The organism is Saccharothrix deserti (assembly GCF_009769385.1).
GTDB classification, from domain to species: Bacteria; Actinomycetota; Actinomycetes; order Mycobacteriales; family Pseudonocardiaceae; genus Actinosynnema; species Actinosynnema deserti.
In genome coordinates this window covers 1-20,483 of sequence record NZ_VKAB01000032.1, presented here as the reverse complement: position 1 = coordinate 20,483, position 20,483 = coordinate 1, and the positions used below count along the sequence as shown (strand labels likewise).

Genomic DNA, 20,483 nt, shown 5'->3' with positions numbered 1-20,483 from the left:
GCCGACCAGCCGCTCACCCCTACCCGCTGCCGAGGCAGACGAACGGGCGCCTCATCGGGTCGACGGCGATGGCGTCCGCCAGTGCCACGGCCGGTCGGGCTCCGGCGGCCAGGCTGCGGTGGTAGTCGTCCATCGCGGCGGCGCACGCCTGGTCGCCCACCCGGCTCAGCGGGGCGACCACCATCTGCGAGCCGCTGGCGAGCAGGGCACTGGCGAAGCCCAGCGGCTCGTCACCCGGGCGGATCCGGTTGAGGGCGAGTTCGCAGGCGGCCAGCACGACCTGCCGGGGCGGGTGGGCGAGACCCGCCATTTCGTGCGCGTAGAGCGGGCCGTCGCTGAGTTCGAGCCGGGAGAACAGGGCGTTCTCCGGCTCGTGCACGCCGTGCGCGGCCAAGTGCGCGATCTCCGCGCCGTCCAGTGCCTCCAGCACGGTCGACACCGTGGCCTGCCCGTCGGACATCAGCGCCGCGGTGCCGTAGTGCGCGCCCAGCTTGTCGATCTCACCGACGGCGGCGGGCAGTCCGGGGCCGCGGACCAGCACGGTCCGCCCCGCCGACCCGCGCTCGGCGCGATCCGCGGCCAGCCACGCGGTGGCCGACGGCGCCACGACCGTGGGCCGCCCGTGCAGCGTCGGCAACACGCCCCACGGGATCGCGTACAGGGCGCCGGTCGGCACGATCACCAGCTCCCGGTCGCCGATCAGCTTCGCCAGCGGCTGGATCAGTTGCGCGTCGATCCGATCAGCCTGTTTGCGGGCCGACGCCGACATCACCTGCACCAACGGGTCCGGCAGGTGGTCCGGAGCCAGGGCGTTGAGGTCCGCGTTCAGCATCCGGGCGTGCTCAGCGGCCTGCTCGGCCGACCCGAGCCGGGCCAGTCGCACGTCGGAGCCCACCACGACCACCGCGACCAGGGAATCCTCGGACGACGCGAAGCTGACCAGCGCGCGGTCGCCCAGCTGCGCCATCACATCGGTCAACCCGGCGACCGGGCGCGGCCTGCCCCACCGGCCGGTGTGCCAGCCGAGCCGGTTCGCCTCGCGGAGGCGTTCGGCACGGCGGGTGTGCAGGGCGGCGGTCGGGTGACCTTCGTGCTCGGCCTGGTGGATCGACTGCGTGAGGCTGCGGACCTCCGCGATCCGTTCGGCCAGCTCCGGGTTGTCGACGCCGGTCAGCGGCTCGTAGCGGTACGTCTGCGCCCTGGTCCGCTCCAACCAGGAGAACAGCCGGCGGGCGTTGCCGCCGTCCAGGACCAGCTGGACGGCCAGTTCGGTCAGCTCCCGGCCGTGCAGCGCGGTCCCGGACAGCAGGTCCAGGCCGGCCATCCGGTCACGCACGTGGTCGAGGTCCGTCAGACCGGCCCTGATCTCGGCGAGCGCGGTCGCGCGTTCGCCTCGGGCGACGGCGAGTTCGGCCCGGCAGAGGCGGCGCAGCATCCGGTAGTCGATCGGCGCGAGCTTCCCCGGCCGGGGAACCAGGTCGAGGATGCTCTCGGCCGCCTCGATGTCGCCACGTCGGATCTCCAGCCGCACCGCCAGCATCCGCGCGAGCGCTGCCTGTTCGGCCAGCCGGGGCACGGGCAACGCGTCGGCGAAGTCCAACGCCCGCTTGGGCAGCGACCGGGGGACCCTGCCGGACCGCAACGCCACCAAGGTATCGACGCGCAGGCCGATGAGCGTCGCATTGGCGACGCAGGTCTCGCAGCCCCAGCGGCGCAGCCGTTGCCGAGCCGAGGAAGCCATGCTGCGGGCCAGGTCGAGGTCGTCGGTCATGTACGCGGCCACGGCCCGGTACAGCTCCACGTTGCCCAGGTACCGGGCGGTGCCGTGCTCGGCGCGCAGCACGGCGAGCACGCTGTCGAGCTGGTTGCCGGCCTCGTCCGCCAGCCCTGCGGCCATCAGCGCGTGCGCCCGGTCCGTGCCGAGCTCAACCGGCACGTCGACGCCCTGTTCGCGGTACGAGCGCTCGCTGTTCTCGTAGCGCCGCAGCGCTGCCGGGACATCGCCGATCCGAAGGTCCAGCACGCCCAGCCCGCGGCTCGCGTCGGCCGCCCGGTCCAGCAACCCGTGCTCGGTCGCCAGCGTGGCGGCTCTGGTCAGGTCTTGCCGCGCCTGGCCGACCGACCCGAGTCGGGTGTGCGCCGTCCCCCTGCTGAATAGCGTCTTCACGGTCGGGTCGACCAGCGCCGGTATCGGGTCGCCGGTCTCGAGCCGCCGTTCGTGGTGCTCGAGCGCGGAGTCGAAGACGGTGATGGCGTCCTCGATCAACCCCGCGTTCAGCAGCAGCAGACCGCGGTTGTGCTCGACGCCTCCGCGCAGCTCCTCCTTCATGAGCGGATCTGCCACGCCTTCGACCAGCCGCCGCACCTCGGCCAGCCCGTCCAGTCCCGCCGCCGGGCCGGAGGTCTCCGCCGTCTGTGCTATCAGCGACGACGACAACCGGATCCGCGTCACGAGCCAATCCGACCGGGTATCCGGATCAGCGGGATCGACCGCGTCCGTCAGGCTCTGCGCGCGCCGCAGCAACCGCACCGCATCGCGATGCCGCCCGGCGCACGACGCGTCTACCCCGCGGCGGTGCAGTTCGCGCGCTTCACGGATGACAATGGCTTCGTCGCGGGCAGCAGTCACTGGCACCTGTCTATGACATCACAGAACGCAACCGGACAGCGCCCGCCGATCAGGATCTGATCGGCGGGCGCGATCACGTTTGACAGGTCAGGCCGTCGGCAACTTTGTTATGCAGCCGCCGCCGATGCACATCGGCGACAGCTCGCCGTCCACGTAGGTGTGCACGTGGCCGTCGTCGTGGGTGTGCACGTGTTCGTGCTGGTCATCCTGCTCGGGTTCCGGCACGACCGGCGTCGTGGTGGCGTCCGTCGGTGCGTCCTTCGGGACGTCTTCACCCAGGTACTCGGTCTCTGTGGTCGTAGACAAAACGATCTTCCTCCCCTGAGGATCTGTCTAACCAGACAAGCGACCCAGGCGACTGCGCTGAGTCAGGTTCGGCGGACCCCTCGTACCGCTCGAACAGGGCAATGGTGGCACAACGGCGTAATCACCGAGAGCGAATTCTCCACATTGGGTAGCAACACGGCGTTGCCCTGCGAAAACGGTCCGGCAATCACCCATTCCGGTGGTCCGATTACCGTGTGCCACGGCCGCGGTCGTCCAGCACGAGTGGGGCGCGGCCGTCGACGCTGTAGCGGATGTGCGTGACGTCGGGGGTGTGCACCACCCTGGTCGGCGTGAGCTCGATGCCCTCCTTGGCGTCGAGGCCGAGGTCGGCGTCGAGCAGCCGCATCCCGGTGCCGAGCACGACCGGCACGACGTGCAGGTCCAGTTCGTCGAGCAGACCGGCCGCGAGCACCTGCCGCACCAGGCTGCCGCCGCCTGCGACCGCGACGTTCTTGCCGCCGGCGGCGGCCTTCGCCTGCTCCACCGCGCTCGCGATGCCGTCCGTGACGTAGGTGAAGCTCGTTCCGCCCTTGCGCTCCAGCGTCGGGCGCGGGCGGTGGGTCACGACGAACACGGGCGCGCGGAACGGCGGCTTCTCGCCCCACGGCACCTCACCGCAGTCGGCCATGCGCCGTCCCATCACGTACGCCCCGGCGGCCTCGAACGTCTCGCGGATGATGTCCGAGTTCGTGTCCTGCTCCCCACCGGCGAAGCCCTGCCGCTCCCGCCACGCCATCGCGTTGATCGCCCAGCGGGTGACGCGGAAGAACGCCGCGGACTCCGCGGACTCCAGCCAGTCGCCGTCGCCCTCGTGGCGCGGTCCGGCGTAGAAGCCGTCGAGGGACACCGACATCTGCGCGGTCACCTTGGTCATGCTGCGTTCCTTCCTCCCGGCGATGCCCCGGCGGGCTCGCTCGGGAGGGGATCGGAGCCGACGACCGGATTTCTACGTCGGCGCGACAAGACTTTTCCGGCGGGTCCCCGGCCTCACCCGGCGGACGCGCAGCGGACCGCCCGCAGCAGCAGGAACCGCTGCTCGGGCACGCTGCCCGCCAGGCGCGCGGCCTGGCGGAACGTCTCGCTCGCGGCGGCGAGGTCACCCGCCCGTTCGAGCAGGTGCGCGCGCACGGCGAGCAGTCGGTGGTTGCCGGCCAGCACTCCCCGCTCCAGTTCGGCGACGACGTCCAGAGCGACCTGTGGGCCGTGCACCTCGCCGAGCGCGACGGCTCGGTTCAGCGCCGTGACCGAGTTGGGCGCGAGGCGCTCCAGCACGTCGTACAGGGCCAGGACCTGCGGCCAGTCGGTGTCCTCGACCGAGGTCGCCTCGCTGTGCACGGCCGCGATCGCCGCCTGCACCTGGTACGGGCCCACGGGGTGGACCGCCAGGCTGCGGGTCACCAGGTCGGTGCCCTCGGCGATCGCCGCCCGGTCCCACCGGGACCGGTCCTGCTCGGCCAGCGGGATCAGGATGCCGCCGGGTCCGGTGCGGGCCGCGCTGCGCGCCTCGGTCAGCAGCATCAACGCGAGCAGTCCGGCGGTCTCACCGGAGTCGGGCAGCCGGTGGTGCAGTCGGCGCGTCAGCCGCACCGCCTCCGCGGTGAGGTCGGGCCGACGCAGGTCGGGCCCGGCGCTGGCGCTGTAGCCCTCGTTGAACAGCAGGTACAGCACGTGCAGCACGACCTGGAGCTCAGGCCCCCGTTCGGGGTCGGGCGACAGTGCGAACCGGGCGCCCGCCTCCCTCAGCCGCTGCTTGGCGCGGGAGATCCGCTGGCCCATCGTCTTCTCGGGCACGAGGAACGCCGCGGCGATCTCCGCGGTGGTCAGCCCGCCGACCGCCCGCAGCGTGAGCGCCATCTGCGACGGCGCGGTCAGGGCGGGGTGGCAGCACAGGAACAGCAGTTCCAGCAGGTCGTCACGCACCGGCTCGGCGTCCGGCGGAGCGGCGAGCAACTCGTCGCGCGGCACGGCGTCGAACAGCGCCTGCTCCCGGCGTTCCCGCGCGGCGTCGGAGCGCACCTGGTCGACGTAGCGGCGCGCGGCGACCGTGGTGAGCCAGCCCAGCGGGTGTTCCGGGACGCCGGCCCGCGACCACGTGCCGGCGGCGTCGATCAGCGCCTCCTGCACGGCGTCCTCGCACCGGGCGAAGTCGCCGTGACGACGAACGAGGATGCCGAGCACCTGCGGCGCGAGGGTGCGCAACAGGTGCTCGACCGGCTCGCCCGAGGTCAAAGGTCGCCGCCGCCCCGGTTCATCAGCGGCCACACCTCGATGCCGCCGCCCAGGCCCCGGCTGTAGCGCAGGGCCGGGTACGACCGCGCGATCTCCAGCGCGCGTTGTTCGCTGTCGACGTCGACCACGAAGTAGGAGCCGACGTACTCCTTGGCCTCCAGGTACGGGCCGTCGGTGACCACCGGCGCGTCCCCGACCACGCGCACGGACCGCGGGCGGGAAATCAGGCCCTGGGAGTCGACGAGTTCACCGGACTCCCGCAGTGCGTCGTTGAACGCGTCCACTTCGGCGACCAGCTTCGCGAACCCCTCCGCGTCGACGCTGTTCCACACCTGCTCGTTGCCGTAGATCAGCATCAGGTACTTCACCGGGCGCCCCTCTCAGGTGTCCTGTTCGGACACCCGATTCTGCCGGCGGGGCGTGCGCGACAGCGGGGAGAGGCTCAGGTTCCGCAGAAGGTTCGGTAGGCGCCGAAGTCGTCCGGGGCGGGGGCGGCGTAGCGCTCGTGGCCGGGGCGCTCGTCGTAGGGTGCGGTCACCGCGTCCAGGAGTCGTTCGAGTGGACCCAGGTCGCCTTCCGTGGCGGCGGTGAGGGCTTCCTCGACCAGGTGGTTGCGGGGGATGTAGGCGGGGTTGACCCGCTGCATCGCGTCGGCGTCCGGTCCGAGGGCCCGCCAGCGGGCCATCCAGTCGTCGATCGCCGCGAGGTCGAGGAACAGTTCGCGTGCGGGTTCGGTGTCGCCGTGGGCGGCCGTGCCGAGGCGGCGGTAGAACGACGTGTGGTCGACGTGGTTGTCCTGGAGGAGGGCGAGCAGTTCGTCGACCAGCGGTGAGGTCACCGTGTCGTCGAGGCTGTCGGGCAGGCCGAGTTTGGCCCGCATCCCGGTCGACCACGCGCCGTTGTACTGCCTGCGGAACGCACCGAGTGCCTCGACCGCCAGTGCGATCGCCTGCTCCTGGTCGTCGGAGAGCAGGGGGAGGAGGGCTTCGGCGAGCCGCGCCAGGTTCCACTCGGCCACGAGCGGCTGGTTGCCGTAGGCGTAGCGCCCGGCGTGGTCGATGGAGCTGTACACGGTGGCCGGGTCGAACGCCTCCATGAACGCGCAGGGTCCGTAGTCGATGGTCTCGCCCGAGATCGTCATGTTGTCGGTGTTCATGACCCCGTGGACGAAACCCACGAGCATCCACCGGGCCACCAGCGACGCCTGGGCGGCGACGACCGCCTCGAACAGCGCGAGATGGGGGCGCTCGGCGTCGGCGGCGTGGGGGTGGTGACGGGCGATCGCGTGGTCGGCGAGACGGCGCAGGAGGTCGACGTCGTCCGTGGCGCGGGCGTACTGGAAGCTGCCGACGCGCAGGTGGCTGCTCGCGACCCGTGCGAGCACGGCTCCCGGCAACAGGGTGTCGCGGCGCACCGGGCGTCCGGTCGCCACCACGGCCAGGGAGCGGGTCGTGGGGATCCCGAGGGCGTGCATCGCCTCGCTGACGACGTACTCGCGCAGCATCGGACCGACCGCCGCCAGGCCGTCGCCGCCACGGGAGAACGGCGTGCGCCCGGAGCCCTTGAGGTGCAGGTCGCGCGGGTGGCCGTCGGCGTGGACGACCTCACCGAGCAGGAGGGCGCGACCGTCGCCGAGACGCGGGGCGTAGTGCCCGAACTGGTGCCCGGCGTAGGCCTGAGCCACCGGAGTCGCACCGTCGGGGACGTGGGTGCCGAGGAGCAGGCGCAGGCCCTCGGAACTGCGCAGCCAGTCGGTGTCCAGGCCGCACTCCTCGGCCAGTTGCCCGTTGAGCACGAGCAGGCGCGGCGCGGGAGCCTGCTCGGCCTGCCAGGGCTCGGCTTGCCAGGGAAGGGCCATCTCCGGGAGCGCGCGGGCGAACTGGTCGTCCAGGGTCACGGTCGGTGGCGGTGCGATGCTCACGCCATCACGGTACGTGCCACGCGTCGGCCGGCCGGGTGGGCGCTCGACCACGGGGGAGTCCGGGCGGATCACGCTAGCCCCGCAGGACGCGGCGGCACAGTTCGAGCAGCAGGACGACGCCGCCGGTCAGCAGGAGCAGGCCGATGACCCACCGCGCGAGCACCGAGCCTCCGCCGGCATCCAGGTTCTCGCGGTCCGCGGACAGCACGACCACCGTCTTCGGCTTCGTCGTGGGCCAGTGGAACGTGCCCGGCGTCGTCTCCGTGGGCGTCGGCTCGGTCGTGGTCGACGACGTGGCCGGTGGTGGTGGTGCCTCCGTCGTTGTGGTGGTCGGGGCGAATGCCTCGGTCGTGGTCGCGGGCGGGGCGGGTGGTGCTGGTGCTGGTGCTGGTGCCACTGTCGTGGTGGTGGGTAAGCCGGTGCACGGCACCCCGTTGAGCTTGAACGACTTCGGCACGGGGTTGGAACCCGACCAGGTGCCGTTGAAACCGAGCGTGACCGACCCGCCGGTGGGCACCGTGCCGTTGTAGCTGACGTTCCTCACCCGCACCGTGCTGCCGGTCTGGGTGTACGCGCCGTTCCACGCCTCGGCGGTGACCCTCTGCCCGGCGGCGAACGTCCACTCCAGCGTCCAGCTCGACATCGGGTCACCGAAGTTGGTCGCCGTGATGTTGGTCCCGAACCCGCCCTGCCACTGGTTGGTGATCGTGTAGTCGACGTCGCAGCCGACCGCGGCGCCTGTCGCGCCCGGCGACGTGGCCAGACCGACGGTGACCAGGGTCGCGGGGACGAGGAGACCTGCCCGGACGATCCGAGCGAAGTGCATGAGAGCTCCTGTGGAGGTGCTACGGCGGGTCGCGCTCTGGCGCGGGCATGCGGTTCGCTATACGGACCAGCGCCGTGCACGGTTCACATGAACTTCTCCACTGCCTCCGCGTCGTTGCCGAGTCGTTGCCGACCGGCAGCTCCCCTGGGGCACCGCGGCGGCGCGGTCGGAGCGCCGCCGCGGAGTGCTCTCAACCGTTGGTGATGCCCAGGGTGAACCGGACCAGGTCCTCCCGGGTGAAGCCCACCGCGTCGGGTACCGAGACGCTGAGGTTGCCGTGGCCGGGCAGCGGGACCCACAGGATCGTGACGCCGTTCTGCTTGCCGAGCAGGCCGGTGCGGTCGCCGACCGGGATCGGGTACCTCGGCCTCTGACCTGTCCTCGCAGTACCGCAGCAGCACGACGGCCCGCTGCCGTGGGGGCAACTGGCCGAGGGCCTCCGTCAGGCCGTCCCGGTCCGCGATCTGCTGGGCGTGGTCGCCGGCGGCGGCCAGGTCGGGCGGGTCTGCCATCGGTGACTCCGGCCGCGCGGCCCTCAGCCGCCACCGCCGGGCCTGGTGGTTGTACATCGCGCGCCGCACGTAGGTGTCAGGCTGGTCTCGTCGGTGGAGCTTGGACCAACGCCGTGCGGTCCCCAGCAGCGCGGTCTGCAGCAGGTCATCTGTCCTCCCTCGTTCACCCCCTCAGATACCGATTGCCTCGGTGACGTTGCCTGAGGCCGCGAAAAAACCGTCAGCACATCGCTCGCTGTGCCACATGGCCATCGTGAGACGATAGGTACCGATTGACAGTCGATAGGTAGCAAGCGATACTCGATCGCATGGCCACAGAGCGCTGGGCGGTAGCCCTTCTCAGAGTTTTCCTCGTGTTGCTGTTCGGGGTCCTGGTCCTGTTCCAGGTCATGTCGCTGCCCGGGCAGTTCAGGCACATGGCGCAGGAGTCGCCGGACCTCGCGTACCTGAGGTGGCCGCTGACCGCCGTGTCGATCTTCTGGGTGCTGTGCGTTCAGGTGGTGGTCGTGTCCACCTGGAAGTTGCTCAGCCTGGTCAAGAAGGACCGCATCTTCAGCGAGGCCTCCTTGGCGTGGGTGGACGCGATCGTGTGGGCCGTCGGCGCCGCGTGGGTGGTGCTCGTGGGCGTGTTCCTCTACGTCGGCTTCAACGCGGACGACCCCGGAGTGCCGCTCCTGCTGTTCCTGCTGACGACGGGCGTCACCGTGCTGGGGCTCTTGATGGTGGTGATGCGTGCGCTGCTGCGGCAGGCCACCACCCTGCGGAACGACATGGATTCGGTGATCTGATGCCGATCGTGGTGCGCATCGACGTCGAGTTGGCCAAGCGCAAGATGAGCGTCGGCGAGTTCGCCGAACGCATCGGGCTCACGCCGGCGAACGTGGCGGTGCTGAAGAACGGTCGCGCCAAGGCGGTGCGCTTCAGCACCCTGGAAGCCATGTGCCGGGTACTCGAATGCCAGCCCGGCGACCTGCTCGAATGGGTCGACGAATGACGTGAAGTGCCCGCGGATCAGCTCGACCGGCGGACGGGCTGCTCGCGTTCATCGGGTACGACCTCCGTCAACCGGACGAGGGGAGGGTGGGGGTGAGGACCGACGCGAGGCCGAGCAGGCGGTCCGCCAGCTCCTCGGGATCGAGGGGGTCCGCGCCGTCGAGCAGCCAGTCGTTGGTCACCGCGCTCGCGCCGCCGGAGAGGAACAGCGCCAAGTCGTGCTGCGTGGTCCGGGGCAGCTCACCGAACAGTTCCCGGACGGTCGTCCTGTTGAGCGAGGCGAACAGGTCGTTCAGGGTCCTGGTCATGGCGAACGCGCACGATCCGGTCAGCATCGGACGGTAGAACGGTCGGTGCTCCGCGAAGTGCCGCGCCAACGCCAGCACCTGCGGACGAAGGGCCTCGCCGGCGTCCTCGGCCTTCCGGATCACCTTCCGTTCCACCAGGTCGACCGCGGCAGCCACGAGGAGCGCGTCCCGGTCGCCGAAGTGCATGTAGAGCAGCTTCCGGCTCACGTCCGCCGCCTCGGTGAGGTCGGTGACCGCGATCGCGGTCGTGCCGCGCTCGGACACCAAGCGCACCGCGGCTGCCATCAGGGCCGCGCGCGATCGCCGCACCCTCCGGTCTTGGGAGTGGGCTTTCTCTGCTCGATCGGGCTGCACGGGGGAGAAAGTATACATGTGTTCCTAAAGATACAAGTGGAGAAAAACGGCCCACGGGACGGACGTCGCCGCTCATCCCGCCTGCCTCAATCTGCTTGTGCCAACCGCCATCCGCACGTCGTGGGCGATCGCGGTGTTGACCCATGTGGACGAACAATCCGACGGTTCGGCTGGCCGTGCGGTGGGTATAGGCGCGATGCTGGACGTGATGGCAGCGCAGCGGGATCCGGCCGGTTCTGCGCTGGCCGACCTCGTCGCCCGGCAGCGTGACGAGATCGACCGGCTGAGAGCCGCTGCGCGCAGGCAGGCCGTGGTCGAGCAGGCCAAGGGGGTGCTCGCCGAGCGGCTGTCGTGCCGGCCCGACGAGGCGTTCGAGGACATGGTGCGGCTCGCCCAGGCGACGGGCAGCGACCTGGTCGTCATCGCGGCGGGCGTGCTCGGCGTGCCGCCGCCACCGCCGCCGCACGGCCCGCGTCCTGTGTTCGCCGACAGCTCCTTCGACCCGTCCCGCTACGTGCGGCAGGTCGACATCCCGAAACCCTCGCCCGCCCCGATCGGCGAACGCACGCCGCAGCCGGTGGCGCTCGCGGCGATCGGCACGGCGGCCGACCCCGAGGAGCTGGCGGAACTCATCCGCGAGCACGTCGGCTGCGACGGTGTGCTGATCTACCTGGTCGAACCCGACGGCGGGATGCGGCTGGAGGCCGCGGCGAACGTGCCGACCAAGGTGCGGCTGGAGTGGCAGCGGGTGCCGCTGCAGCTCATGACGGGCATCCTCACCTCGGTGCGCAGCGGCCTGCCGCACTGGCTGCCCGACCTGGAGGAGGCCCGTCGGCGTTACGTCATGATCGGCGACCCCGAGACGGTGTGGTGCTCGCGTGCCTGGTTGCCGTTCCGGGACGAGACGCGCATCGCCGGTGTCGTCGGGCTGTTGTGGACCGAGCACCACGAGTTCTCGTCCGAGGAGCAGTGGGAGCTGGAGGTGCTCGTGCGAGCTGCGGGGTCCACGTTCATGGCGTTGCTGAGCACCGAAGGCCCCGCGCGAAGTCGCAACTGGACCCTCTGGGCACAGCACCTGCTGGACGTGCTGCCCGGCTCGGTGACGCTGCTCGGCGCGGTCCACGGCGCGAACGGGGAAGTGGTGGACTTCCGGTTCGAGGCCGCCAGCCCCGATGCGGTCGACTTCGCCGGCCGCCGGTACCAGCAACTGGTCGGGCGGAGCATCCTCACCACCTACCCGACCGTCGCGGGGACCGAGCTGTGGGAGGCCTACCACCGCGTGCTCCGCACCGGGGTCCGGGAGGTGGTCAGCACATTCGACTACGAGGAGAACAGCCCCGGTCTGCCGCAGGGCGGCCGGTACACGTTGACCATCGGCAAGTTCGGTGACGGCCTGATCCTGGCGTGGCACGAGCACGAGGACCCGCTGCAGCTGGAGCGGCTGCGCAGCGTCCAGCGCCTGGGCAACATCGGCTGGGGCGAGTGGAACCTCGTGACCAACGAGATCAACTGGTCCGACCAGCTCTACGTCATCTTCGACCGCGACCCGGCACTCGGCCCCATGTCGCTGGACGAGATCAGGGACTCCATCGTCCCCGAGGACCTGCCGATCCTCCAGAACGCCGTGCGGCGGATGCTGGAGCAAGGCGAGCGCACCGACTCCGAGCTGCGCCTGCGGGCCGGTGAGCAGATCCGGTTCGCCCGGTTCATCGGCGAACCGGTGCTGGACGTCGAGGGCAACGCCATCCGGTTGGACGTGGTGCTGCAGGACGTGACCGCGACGCGGCGGGCCGAGAAGCGGATGTTCGACCTCAGCGAGCAGTTCGCGCAGGAGCACCAGGTGGCGAACCAGCTGCGCTCCGCCGTGCTGCCGCTGCCGAGCCAGCCGCTGGAGCTGCCGGGGATGCGGGTGGCCGTGCGGTACCTGGCGGCCGAGCGGTGGGCGGAGGTCGGCGGCGACTGGTACCACGCGTTCTCGATCGACGACGGCAGCACGCTGCTCGCGATCGGCGACGTGGCGGGCCACGGCCTGGCGACCGCGGCGGCGATGGCGAAGCTGCGGTACGCGCTCACCGGGGCCGCGCTCACCAACCCCGACCCGGCCGGTGTGCTCGACGTGCTGAACCGCATGCTGACCGGGAGCGAGGGCGTCACGCTGGCCTCGGCGTTCGTCGGCAGGTTCGAGCCGACGACGCGCAGGCTGTCGTGGGCGCAGGCCGGGCACCCCGCGCCGCTGCTGCTGCGGTCGCACGAGGTGCACCTGCTCGACCGGCCCATGGGCCCCATCCTGGGCGCCGTGCCGGGGGCGGTGTACGCGACGGCGCGCACGGCCCTGGCACCCGATGACACGGTGCTGCTGTTCACCGACGGCCTCATCGAGCGCCGGCCTTCCACCAGTGACGGCGGTGACGACCTGGACTACCTGGCGGAGGAGATCCGCCGGTTCGTCGCGGACCTGGACCCGGCGGAGATGCCGGGAGCGTTGACCTCGCGTCTGGTCCCCGCCACCCCGCTGGACGACACGTGCATCGTGGCCGCCACCGTCACCGCATGACCGTTCCGAACGCGATAGCGACGTGATCTTCCAATGACCCGCAGGACCGGCCCGGATCGGTTCTCCGAGGATCGGGACGGCTCACCCGGCGGGCACTCGCCGGATCTGCCAGCCCCAGGTGAAGCCGCCGAAGACGTCGACGACGCCCCTGCCGGATGAGTCCTTCCAGCCGGTGTCCACGACGAGGAACACCTCGGCGGCGAAGGCTTCCTCCACCGGCGGCTCATCGCCGGGAGGCGCCAGGACGGGCATGGCCGTCTGGTGGGCGAAGTTGACGACCCGCTCGCCGTAGATCGAAACGGGACCCCCGGAGATGTGGAACGGGTTGGCCCCCCGCCGTTGTAGACGAACGGCGTCGGTCTGACCTGGCTGACGACCTGGATCCACCGCGGCACGCCACGATGACGGGCGGGCTTGCCGACGACGTACAGGTCGGCGCCGTAGTGGAACGGGCTGTGCTGCGTCGCTTCCTCGACCAGGACGTTGTACGACCGCACGCTGAACCCGCCGCCGGCGCCGGCGGACCGGAACGCGTAACGCGCGCCGAACGCCGCGCCGAGGGTCTCGGTGAAGAGTGCCGACGGTGTGGTCAGGTGGGTCAACGGTCGCAGGCTGATCCGGTGCGCCCGACCGCCGAGGGTGAGATCGCGGGCGGGTACGTGCCCGCCGATCGTCACCCCGACGGTCTGGCCCCGCCCGGAAGGCCAGCCGTGCGGCTGACTGGGCTGGTAGTCCACTTCCATTTGCGTGGTCACGTGACACAGTCGACACGGCGGCGTATTTCCTCGGCGTAACCAAAAACGTTGACGCGGAGGTGACGCGCGGTCCGCGAGCATGGCCGGGTGAGGATCCTGGTGGTCGAGGACGAGCCGCTGCTCGCGGGCGCCGTGGCGGAGTGGCTGCGCGGCGACGCCCACGCGGTCGACGTGGTGCACGACGGCGCCGCCGCCCTGGAACGACTGCACGTGCACGACTACGACGTGGTGGTGCTCGACCGGGATCTTCCCGTGGTCCACGGGGACGAAGTCTGCCGAGAGGTGGTCGACGCGGGCTCGGATGTCCGCGTGCTGATGCTCACGGCGGCCTCCGGTGTGGACGATCGCGTCGCCGGGCTCGTCATGGGCGCCGACGACTACCTCGCCAAACCGTTCGCGTTCCCCGAACTGGCGGCACGTGTGCCGGCGCTCGGGCGGCGTTCCCGGCCCGCCGCGCCGCCGGTGCTGCACCGCGCCGGTATCCGGCTGGACCCGCACCGCCGCGAGGTGTACCGCGACGGCCGGTACGTCCACGCCGATCCGTTCAGCCACGCCGTGCGCATGGCGATCCTCAAGCTGAGGCGCAAGCTCGGCGATCCGCCCGTGCTGGTGACCGAGCCGGGCGTCGGGTACCGGATCCCGTGAGGCGGACCAGGCTGGCGATCCGCGCCAGGCTGACCCTGGTCCAGGGTGGACTCTTCCTGCTCGCGGGCGCGGCGCTCCTCGGCTTCACCTACGTGCTGACCGCGCAGCGACTGCCCGCGGGCTCCCGGGTCGACACCCCGCCGCACCGTCGACCACCGGTGGAGTGCCGCCTGCGGAGTTCCGCGTCGAAACGGCCGTCCAGGACGACTTCCTCGACCGGTTGCTGACCGGAGGCGCCATCGCGCCGGCCGTGGTCGGGCTGTCGATAGTCCAGGCCATCACCCGCGCCCACGACGGCGACGTCCACGCGGAACCACGGCCGGGCGGCGGTCTGGCGGTCACCGTCACGCTGCCGGGACGGGCGGACGACAGGTGATCTGACAGGCCCGTCACGTGGTGCTGGGGTAGCCTGGTTCCGATGGTGCAGTGACGGAGGAACATCATGATGGCTGACAAACTCGAAGGCCACTCGGTGCGTGATCCGCACGACCTGTACACCAGGATCGATGTGCAGCTGGACCAGGCCGCGGAGGAGGTCGCCCGGCGCCTCGGCGGCAAGATCGATTACCAGGTCGTCCGCGAGGCCGTCTCCGACGCCTATCGGCAACTCGCCGGCAGAGCCAAATTCCACAGCTTCCTGCCGATCCTGGCCGCTCGGTCCGCTGAGCAGAGCCTGCTGGACGCACAGGCGTCATGACCACGCATCGCTAGTTCCCGGCAGTGGCGTTGTCCAGCGTCACGACGTGGTCCGCCCAGTGGTCGAGCAGCACGGTGTCGTGCGAGATGGCGAGCACGCCCGCGCCGGTCTGCCGCTGGTAGTCGCGGATGACGTTGACGAGAGCTGCGGTGGTGGAGGCGTCCAGCATGGTGGTCATCTCGTCGCACACGAGGTAACCGGGGCGCAGCGCGAGGGCTCGGGCGAGGCAGGCGCGTTGGAGCTGGCCGTCGCTGACCTCGTGCGGCCGCCGGACGAGCAACTCCGGGGTGAGCATCACCAGCTCGGCCAGTTCGTCCACGCGGTCGGCCGGTCGGCCGTTGGCGCGCAGGGGTTCGGCGATCGCCGTTCGCAGCGTCATCCGCGGGTCCACCGACAGGCGTGGTTGCTGGAACAGGACGCCGATGCGGGTGCGTTGTGCCCGTGGTGCGCGCTGGCGGAAACCGGTCACCGGGACGCCGTCGAGGTGGACGGTGCCCGCGAAAGGCTTGTGCAGCAGGGCGAGCACACGGGCGAGCGTCGACTTGCCGCTGCCGCTCGGGCCGGCCAGGCCGAAGGTCTGTCCGGAGTGGACGGTCAGGCTGAAGTCGGTGAGGACCGGGTGGCGGGGGTCGTAGCCGGCGGTGATCGCGTCGGCGCGCAGTCCGGTCAGCACGGGAGGTGGCACGCGACGGCGTGGTCGTCGTCGGTGAGGGTCGGGCGCTCGGCGCAGACGGGAGCCGCCTGGTCGCACCGGGGCGCGAACGAGCAGCCGGCCGGCAGGTCCGTGAGCAGGGGCGGCTGGCCGGGGATCGGGGTGAACGCGCGGTCGGGCAGGGCGTCGACCAAGCCCCGGCTGTAGTGGTGGCGCGGCACTTCGAGCACCTTCCGCGTCGGGCCGATCTCGATGATCCGCCCCGCGTACATGACCGCGATCCGGTCGGCGATCCGTTGCGCGGCGGCCAGGTCGTGGGTGATGAGCAGGACCGCGCGGCCGTCGGCGACCATGCGGCGGAACTCCTCGATCAGCCCGTCGACCAGGTGCCGGTCCAGGCCGGTGGTGGGTTCGTCGGCGATGAGCAGCCACGGGTCGCCGACCAGGGCGAGCGCGTTGGCGACGCGTTGTGCCATGCCGCCGGACAGTTCGTGCGGGTAGCGGTCGAGGTCGTCGGGGGAGAGCCCGGCGCGGGCGGCTACCCGGTGCGCGTGGTCGCGGGGTGCGGTGTCGGTGGGGTGGTGCACGCGCACGGCCTCTTCGAGCTGGGCACGGGCGGTGCGCACGGGGGTGAGGTGGGCGGCCGGGCTTTGCGGGATGAGGCCGATGCGGCGCCCGCGGACGGTCGTGGCGAGCACCGTGTCGGACGTGGTGAGCAGGTCCAGGGACGGCCCGTCACCGGTCAGGGTCGCCGTTCCGGAGGTCTGCGCGTTGCCGGGCAGGAACCCGAGGAGCGCGTTGGCGAGCACGGTCTTGCCGCAGCCGCTCTCGCCCACGAGCGCCACGCACTCGCCCGGACGGATCCGCAGGGACACGTCGTTGACCGCCGCGACGGTGGCGCCCGGCAGGCTGAACTTGCCCGGCAGTGCGAATCGCACGGAGAGGTGGTCGAGCACGAGTTCGTTCACCACGTGAGCTCCGACCTGCGGCGGGGGTTGAGCCGGTCGCGCCAGACCCCGCTCAGCCCGGAGATGGCGAGGGTCGCGGCGATCAGGACGGCGCCGGGGGCCAGTGACATCCACCAGCCGCCGGACAGCAGTGACCGCCGCGCGTCGTTGATCATGTTGCCGATGCTGGCGGCGTGCGGCGGCAGGCCGAGCCCGAGGAACGACAGCGCGGTCTCGTGCCACACCGCGTGCGGCACCATCAGCGTGGTGGCCAGCAGGACCTGCGGTGCGACGTTGGGCAGCAGGTGCCGAGCGAGGACGCGCGTGCGGGACGATCCGCCGACGATCGCGGCGTCGATGAACGGGCGGCTGCGCAGCGAGAGGATCTCCGAGCGCACGATCCGTGCCGAGGTCAGCCAGTGGGTGAGGCCGATCGAGATCACCACGGCGGTCAGGCTGGGCCTCAGGATCGCCACGATCACGATGCCCAGCAGCAGGTGCGGCACCGACGCGACGGCGTCGACCAGGCGCATCAGGAAGCGGTCGACCCAACCGCCGGCGGTGCCCGCGAGCGCGCCGACCGCGGTGCCCACCACGGACGAGATCAGGGCGGCGACCAGGCCGACCGCCAGCGACACGCGCAACGCGTAGACGCAGCGCAGCAGGACGTCGCGGCCGAGTTCGTCGGTGCCGAACGGGTGCGCCAGGGACGGCGGCCGGTCGGCCGAGGCCAGGTCCACGTACTGCTGGTTGAGGTCGACCACGAGGGGCACGACCAGCGCCGCGCCGACGAGCACGCCGAGGACGACCGCGGCGGGGATCAGTCGGCGGCGCGGCGATCGGGGCGTGCTCGCGGCGGCGACACGTGATCGCGGGACCGGCCGCCAGACCGGGGTGTCAACCATCCAGACCCACCCTCGGATCGGCCGCCGCGTAGAGCACGTCGGCGAGCAGGTTGCCGAGCAGCACCACGGCGGTGGCGAGCACCGTGAGGGCGCCCAGCAGCGCGAAGTCCACGTTGAGCGCGGCGTCGACGGTGGCTCTGGCGATGCCGGGCCACGAGAACACGGTTTCCACGAGCAGAGCCCCGGTGATCAGCTCGGGCAGCCGGGCGCCGAGCAGGGTCAGGAACGGCAGCAGTGAGGTGCGCAGCGCGTGCCCGGACACGACCAGGTGATCCGGTAGACCGCGTGACCGCGCGCCGATCACGTGGTCGGAGGTGAACGATTCGAGCAGGCTCTGCCGGACGAACAGCACGTACCAGGGCGCGTGGGAGAGCGCGAGCACCGACACCGGCAGCACCAGGTGCCGGGCGACCTGCCCGACGCCCAGCGCGGCGTCGGGATCGGTGAGCCCGCCGCCGGGCAGCCACTGCAGTTCGAGCGCGAACACGTACAGGGCGGCCAGTCCCAGCCAGAACACCGGTGCGGCTTCCAGTGCGTAGGCGACCGCGGTGATCGTCCGGTCCAGCCAACCGCCCTGACGCCAGGCCGCGGCGGTGCCGAGCACCAACCCGAGCAGCAACGCGAGGGCGAAGGCGACGGCGACGAGCAACACCGACCAGCCGAGCCGTTCGCCGATCACCTGCGACACCGGTTGCCGCAGGGACAGCGAGTCGCCGAAGTCCCCGGCGACCGCGTGCCGCAGCCAGGCCAGGTACTGCTCGACCACCGGCTGGTCGACGCCCCAGTTCGCCCGCACCTGCGCCACGCGTTCCGGTGAGGCGCCGATGATGCGCAGCCCGAAGTAGCGCTCGACCGGGTCGAACGGTGACGCCTTGGCCAGCACGAACAGCGCGAAGCCGACCAGCAGCACCACCGGGACCGCGAACGCGAGCCGGCGCAGCACGAGCAGGCCGAGGGCACGACCGCGCCTGCGGGTCCGTGCGGTCGCGACGGCCGTCACGGCTTGGGTGTCCAGCGTTCGAGGTTCCACCACACCGCGTGCACGAGCCCGTGGTCGTGCGGTTCGACCTGCTCGGCCTGGCCGTCCCACTCGTCCCGCAGCACGTAGGTGTGGTCGAGGAACACCAGGAACGCCCAGCCCGGATCCGCGGTGTAGGCCCGCTGGAAGTCGGTGTACGCCTGCTTGCGCGTGGCGGGGTCGAGACTCCGGCGGCCGGTGTCCAGCGCCGCGTCCACCGCGGGGTTCCGGTAGAGCGTCATGTTGAGGTAGCCGGGCTGACCGGCGTAGCGGGAGTGCAGCAGGGTGTAGGCCGCGGTGTCCGGGTCGTACGGGTCTCCGCCGCCCCAGACGCTCGCGGCCTCCCTCTGCCGTTGCAGCATCAGCTCGAACGTGGTCGCCTCGGCCGGCGCGTCGATGCCCAGTTTCGCGATGTCGCCGGCCGCCGCCAGCGCGAGTTCCTTGCGCAGCACGTCCGGCGCCGGGTACAGGATCGGCAACCGCGCGACCTGCCCGTCACGCGACCGCATGCCGTCGGTGCCCCTCCGCCAGCCCGCCTCGTCGAGCAGTCGTTCGGCCTCGGCGGTGTCGTGCGCGAACGAGGCGTTCGGGTCGTACCAGTCCTTCAGGTGAGGCGAGATCGGTGTCGCGGCGGGATTTCCGGCGCCCGCGAGGATGGTGTCGACCATGGCCTGGCGGTCGAGGGCGAGGTTGATCGCCCGGCGCACCTTCGGGTCGGAGGTGAACGGCAGCTCGGACGGAATGCCCAGGCCGCGGTAGTCGGCGGACGGGTTCCGCACGATCCGGTAGCCCGACTTGCCGGTGTACGACTTCGCCAGCTTCGGCGGCAGGACGGTGCCGTCGAACTCGCCGGCGGCCATCCGCGTGGCGCGGGCGTTGTCGTCGGGCACGAACACCACGGTCACGGTCTTGATCGCGGGTGCGCCGCCCCAGTAGTCCTCGTTGGCCTTGAGCACCATCCGCTCGCCCTTGCGCCACTCCGCCGCCGTGTACGGGCCGGTGCCGATCGGGGCGGTGTTGAAGGGCGCGCTGTTGACGTCGACGCCGTCGAATGCCTTGCGCGGCACGATGCCCAGGGTCAGCTGCTGCACGAGCGGCGCGTACGGGTGGGACAGCCGGAACACCACTGTGCGGTCGTCCGGCGCGGTCACGTCGGCCAGCGCGTCGAAGCGCGACGCGATCGTGGAGTTGGTCTTCGCGTCCAGCACCGACTTGTAGGTGAACACGACGTCCTGCGCGGACAGCGCCGTGCCGTCGGAGAACTCCACGCCCGCGCGCAGTGTCGCGGTCCACGTGAGGCCGTCCGGCGAGGCGGTCGGCACTTCTTCCGCCAGTCCCGGCACCAGGTTCAGCTGCGCGTCGCGGGACACCAGGCCGTCGAAGATCTTCGACGCGCCGTCCGGTGCGTAGCCCAGGATCGGGTTGAGGTTGTCCGGCTCGCCACCGGCCCCGATCACGATGGACTGCCCGGTGTCGGCCGCCGTGTCGCCGTCGGGTGACGTGCACGCGGTGGCTGACGCGACCGTAACCAAGACGCCGATCAGCAGCCGCCGCACACGCATCACCTCAGCAGGGAAGGTCAACTATTGCCAGGAGTAGCTAACAGCAAGTCTTTTGCAACAGCAAGCCCGGTTCGGGCAGTGTTCGGAACAGCAGCCAGCTCAGGGCGGGCATCAGGATGAGCGGGGCGAGCGCTAGTTGTAGGGACGTGGCGTCGGCGACGCTGCCGATCAAGGGGCTCACGAGCCCTCCGATGCTCACCGTCAAGCCGAGGGTGATGCCGCTGGCCGTGCCGATGCGCGTGGGCAGGTAGTCCTGGGCGAGGGTCACCTGCAGCGAGAACGGGATGTAGAGGCCGACCGAGGTCAGTGCCACGAACAGGTAGAACCCCGGACCGGGAACGAACACGACACCTGCGACGGCGACCACGGTGATCAGGTACGACCAGCGCACGACGGCCACCCGGTCCCACCGGTTCGCCAGGCTGCCGCCCAGCACGGTGCCCACCGCACCGCCGAGGTAGAGCACGAACAGCGCCGCGACGCCCGCCGAGGCACCGGCCGCCGTGCGCTGCGGGGCGTACAGAAGCCGTAAAAGATCAAGGTGTTGCTTTCGATCTTGGTGCTCGTTGGTCTGGTATGGCGATCACGCGGGAGGTCCTGTCGCAGCTCGGGTGCCGGTTCGCGGCGCTGTTGCCGCACCTGAACGAGC

At 71.2% G+C, this 20,483-nt stretch carries 22 protein-coding genes; 6 read left to right on the top strand and 16 right to left on the bottom strand.

From position 1 onward, the window contains the following. Positions 1–19: 19 nt before the first annotated feature. The 8 genes from FM051_RS37470 to FM051_RS54150 all read right to left on the bottom strand — a co-directional run bounded on the left by FM051_RS37470 (position 20) and on the right by FM051_RS54150 (position 8,444). A complete protein-coding gene (locus FM051_RS37470; protein WP_158851772.1) occupies positions 20–2,629 on the bottom strand; it encodes a CHAT domain-containing protein in 2,610 nt (869 codons plus the stop codon). 87 nt (positions 2,630–2,716) lie between these two features. Beyond that, a complete protein-coding gene (locus FM051_RS37465; RefSeq protein ID WP_158851770.1) occupies positions 2,717–2,935 on the bottom strand; it encodes a hypothetical protein in 219 nt (72 codons plus the stop codon). Between the two features lie 208 nt (positions 2,936–3,143). Beyond that, positions 3,144–3,830 (bottom strand): dihydrofolate reductase family protein, encoded by a 687-nt coding sequence (locus FM051_RS37460; protein ID WP_158851768.1) that lies wholly within the window; start codon positions 3,828–3,830, stop codon positions 3,144–3,146. Positions 3,831–3,943: 113 nt separating this feature from the next. Further along, on the bottom strand, positions 3,944–5,185 hold the full coding sequence (locus tag FM051_RS37455; RefSeq protein WP_158851766.1) for an RNA polymerase sigma factor: 1,242 nt from the start codon (positions 5,183–5,185) through the stop codon (positions 3,944–3,946). Beyond that, the gene (locus FM051_RS37450) at positions 5,182–5,553 is read right to left on the bottom strand and encodes a YciI family protein (protein WP_158851764.1); all 372 of its coding nucleotides are present in this window, start codon (positions 5,551–5,553) and stop codon (positions 5,182–5,184) included. Before FM051_RS37450 ends, FM051_RS37455 begins: the two co-directional genes overlap by 4 nt. Before the next feature lie 74 nt (positions 5,554–5,627). Next, on the bottom strand, positions 5,628–7,106 hold the full coding sequence (locus FM051_RS37445; protein WP_158851762.1) for a protein adenylyltransferase SelO: 1,479 nt from the start codon (positions 7,104–7,106) through the stop codon (positions 5,628–5,630). A gap of 73 nt (positions 7,107–7,179) precedes the next feature. Next, complete coding sequence (locus FM051_RS37440; RefSeq protein WP_158851760.1) at positions 7,180–7,932, bottom strand: cellulose-binding domain-containing protein; 753 nt, start codon at positions 7,930–7,932, stop codon at positions 7,180–7,182. Between the two features lie 83 nt (positions 7,933–8,015). Continuing rightward, positions 8,016–8,444 (bottom strand): sigma factor-like helix-turn-helix DNA-binding protein, encoded by a 429-nt coding sequence (locus FM051_RS54150; protein ID WP_158851758.1) that lies wholly within the window; start codon positions 8,442–8,444, stop codon positions 8,016–8,018. Between the two features lie 308 nt (positions 8,445–8,752). Here FM051_RS54150 and FM051_RS37430 point away from each other — a divergent pair, with 308 nt between their 5' ends. After that, the gene (locus tag FM051_RS37430; protein WP_158851756.1) at positions 8,753–9,232 is read left to right on the top strand and encodes a DUF2975 domain-containing protein; all 480 of its coding nucleotides are present in this window, start codon (positions 8,753–8,755) and stop codon (positions 9,230–9,232) included. Then, complete coding sequence (locus tag FM051_RS37425) at positions 9,232–9,438, top strand: helix-turn-helix domain-containing protein (protein ID WP_158851754.1); 207 nt, start codon at positions 9,232–9,234, stop codon at positions 9,436–9,438. Before FM051_RS37430 ends, FM051_RS37425 begins: the two co-directional genes overlap by 1 nt. 67 nt (positions 9,439–9,505) lie before the next feature. Here the strand turns inward: FM051_RS37425 and FM051_RS37420 are convergent, their stop codons facing one another. Further along, positions 9,506–10,030 carry a TetR family transcriptional regulator gene (locus tag FM051_RS37420; protein WP_158851942.1) on the bottom strand — a complete coding sequence of 175 codons (525 nt, stop codon included), beginning with the start codon at positions 10,028–10,030 and terminating at the stop codon, positions 9,506–9,508. Between the two features lie 166 nt (positions 10,031–10,196). Between FM051_RS37420 and FM051_RS37415 the strand changes: the two genes are divergently transcribed. Continuing rightward, positions 10,197–12,653, top strand: coding sequence for a SpoIIE family protein phosphatase (locus FM051_RS37415; RefSeq protein ID WP_158851752.1), 2,457 nt, complete (start codon positions 10,197–10,199; stop codon positions 12,651–12,653). Between the two features lie 81 nt (positions 12,654–12,734). Here FM051_RS37415 and FM051_RS37410 read toward each other — a convergent pair whose 3' ends face one another. Then, positions 12,735–13,040, bottom strand: a complete 306-nt coding sequence (locus tag FM051_RS37410; RefSeq protein ID WP_158851750.1) for a hypothetical protein — start codon at positions 13,038–13,040, stop codon at positions 12,735–12,737. 455 nt (positions 13,041–13,495) lie between these two features. On the opposite strand from FM051_RS37410, the gene FM051_RS37405 reads away from it, so the two are divergent. From FM051_RS37405 to FM051_RS37395, 3 genes are all read left to right on the top strand, one after another. Further along, on the top strand, positions 13,496–14,053 hold the full coding sequence (locus FM051_RS37405; protein WP_158851748.1) for a response regulator transcription factor: 558 nt from the start codon (positions 13,496–13,498) through the stop codon (positions 14,051–14,053). A gap of 163 nt (positions 14,054–14,216) precedes the next feature. Beyond that, positions 14,217–14,429: a hypothetical protein gene (locus FM051_RS54145; protein ID WP_158851746.1), complete on the top strand. Its 213-nt coding sequence runs from the start codon at positions 14,217–14,219 to the stop codon at positions 14,427–14,429. A gap of 66 nt (positions 14,430–14,495) precedes the next feature. Next, positions 14,496–14,750 (top strand): three-helix bundle dimerization domain-containing protein, encoded by a 255-nt coding sequence (locus FM051_RS37395; RefSeq protein WP_158851744.1) that lies wholly within the window; start codon positions 14,496–14,498, stop codon positions 14,748–14,750. 10 nt (positions 14,751–14,760) lie between these two features. Here the strand turns inward: FM051_RS37395 and FM051_RS37390 are convergent, their stop codons facing one another. Genes FM051_RS37390 through FM051_RS37365 form a run of 6 tightly spaced genes read right to left on the bottom strand, consistent with a single transcriptional unit; the run spans position 14,761 to position 20,300 of the window. After that, on the bottom strand, positions 14,761–15,435 hold the full coding sequence (locus FM051_RS37390) for an ABC transporter ATP-binding protein (RefSeq protein ID WP_238412930.1): 675 nt from the start codon (positions 15,433–15,435) through the stop codon (positions 14,761–14,763). Then, positions 15,417–16,373 carry an ABC transporter ATP-binding protein gene (locus FM051_RS37385; protein ID WP_238412929.1) on the bottom strand — a complete coding sequence of 319 codons (957 nt, stop codon included), beginning with the start codon at positions 16,371–16,373 and terminating at the stop codon, positions 15,417–15,419. The genes FM051_RS37390 and FM051_RS37385 overlap by 19 nt, the downstream gene beginning before the upstream one ends. Next, positions 16,367–17,254, bottom strand: coding sequence for an ABC transporter permease (locus tag FM051_RS37380; RefSeq protein ID WP_158851742.1), 888 nt, complete (start codon positions 17,252–17,254; stop codon positions 16,367–16,369). The genes FM051_RS37385 and FM051_RS37380 overlap by 7 nt, the downstream gene beginning before the upstream one ends. Beyond that, positions 17,247–18,284 carry an ABC transporter permease gene (locus tag FM051_RS37375; protein WP_238412928.1) on the bottom strand — a complete coding sequence of 346 codons (1,038 nt, stop codon included), beginning with the start codon at positions 18,282–18,284 and terminating at the stop codon, positions 17,247–17,249. The genes FM051_RS37380 and FM051_RS37375 overlap by 8 nt, the downstream gene beginning before the upstream one ends. Then, positions 18,251–19,828 carry an ABC transporter substrate-binding protein gene (locus FM051_RS37370; RefSeq protein ID WP_158851740.1) on the bottom strand — a complete coding sequence of 526 codons (1,578 nt, stop codon included), beginning with the start codon at positions 19,826–19,828 and terminating at the stop codon, positions 18,251–18,253. The genes FM051_RS37375 and FM051_RS37370 overlap by 34 nt, the downstream gene beginning before the upstream one ends. A gap of 43 nt (positions 19,829–19,871) precedes the next feature. Further along, entirely contained in the window at positions 19,872–20,300 is a 429-nt protein-coding gene (locus FM051_RS37365) for an MFS transporter (RefSeq protein WP_238412927.1), read from the bottom strand. Positions 20,301–20,483: the final 183 nt, after the last annotated feature.

Excerpts from the sequence above, each read along its gene's own strand:
- FM051_RS54150 (WP_158851758.1), bottom strand. The coding sequence starts at position 8,444 with ATGGCAGACCCGCCCGACCTGGCCGCCGCCGGCGACCACGCCCAGCAG.
- FM051_RS37395 (WP_158851744.1), top strand. The coding sequence starts at position 14,496 with ATGATGGCTGACAAACTCGAAGGCCACTCGGTGCGTGATCCGCACGAC.
- FM051_RS37440 (WP_158851760.1), bottom strand. The coding sequence starts at position 7,932 with ATGCACTTCGCTCGGATCGTCCGGGCAGGTCTCCTCGTCCCCGCGACC.
- FM051_RS37460 (WP_158851768.1), bottom strand. The coding sequence starts at position 3,830 with ATGACCAAGGTGACCGCGCAGATGTCGGTGTCCCTCGACGGCTTCTAC.
- FM051_RS37420 (WP_158851942.1), bottom strand. The coding sequence starts at position 10,030 with ATGGCAGCCGCGGTGCGCTTGGTGTCCGAGCGCGGCACGACCGCGATC.
- FM051_RS37425 (WP_158851754.1), top strand. The coding sequence starts at position 9,232 with ATGCCGATCGTGGTGCGCATCGACGTCGAGTTGGCCAAGCGCAAGATG.
- FM051_RS37380 (WP_158851742.1), bottom strand. The coding sequence starts at position 17,254 with ATGGTTGACACCCCGGTCTGGCGGCCGGTCCCGCGATCACGTGTCGCC.
- FM051_RS37430 (WP_158851756.1), top strand. The coding sequence starts at position 8,753 with ATGGCCACAGAGCGCTGGGCGGTAGCCCTTCTCAGAGTTTTCCTCGTG.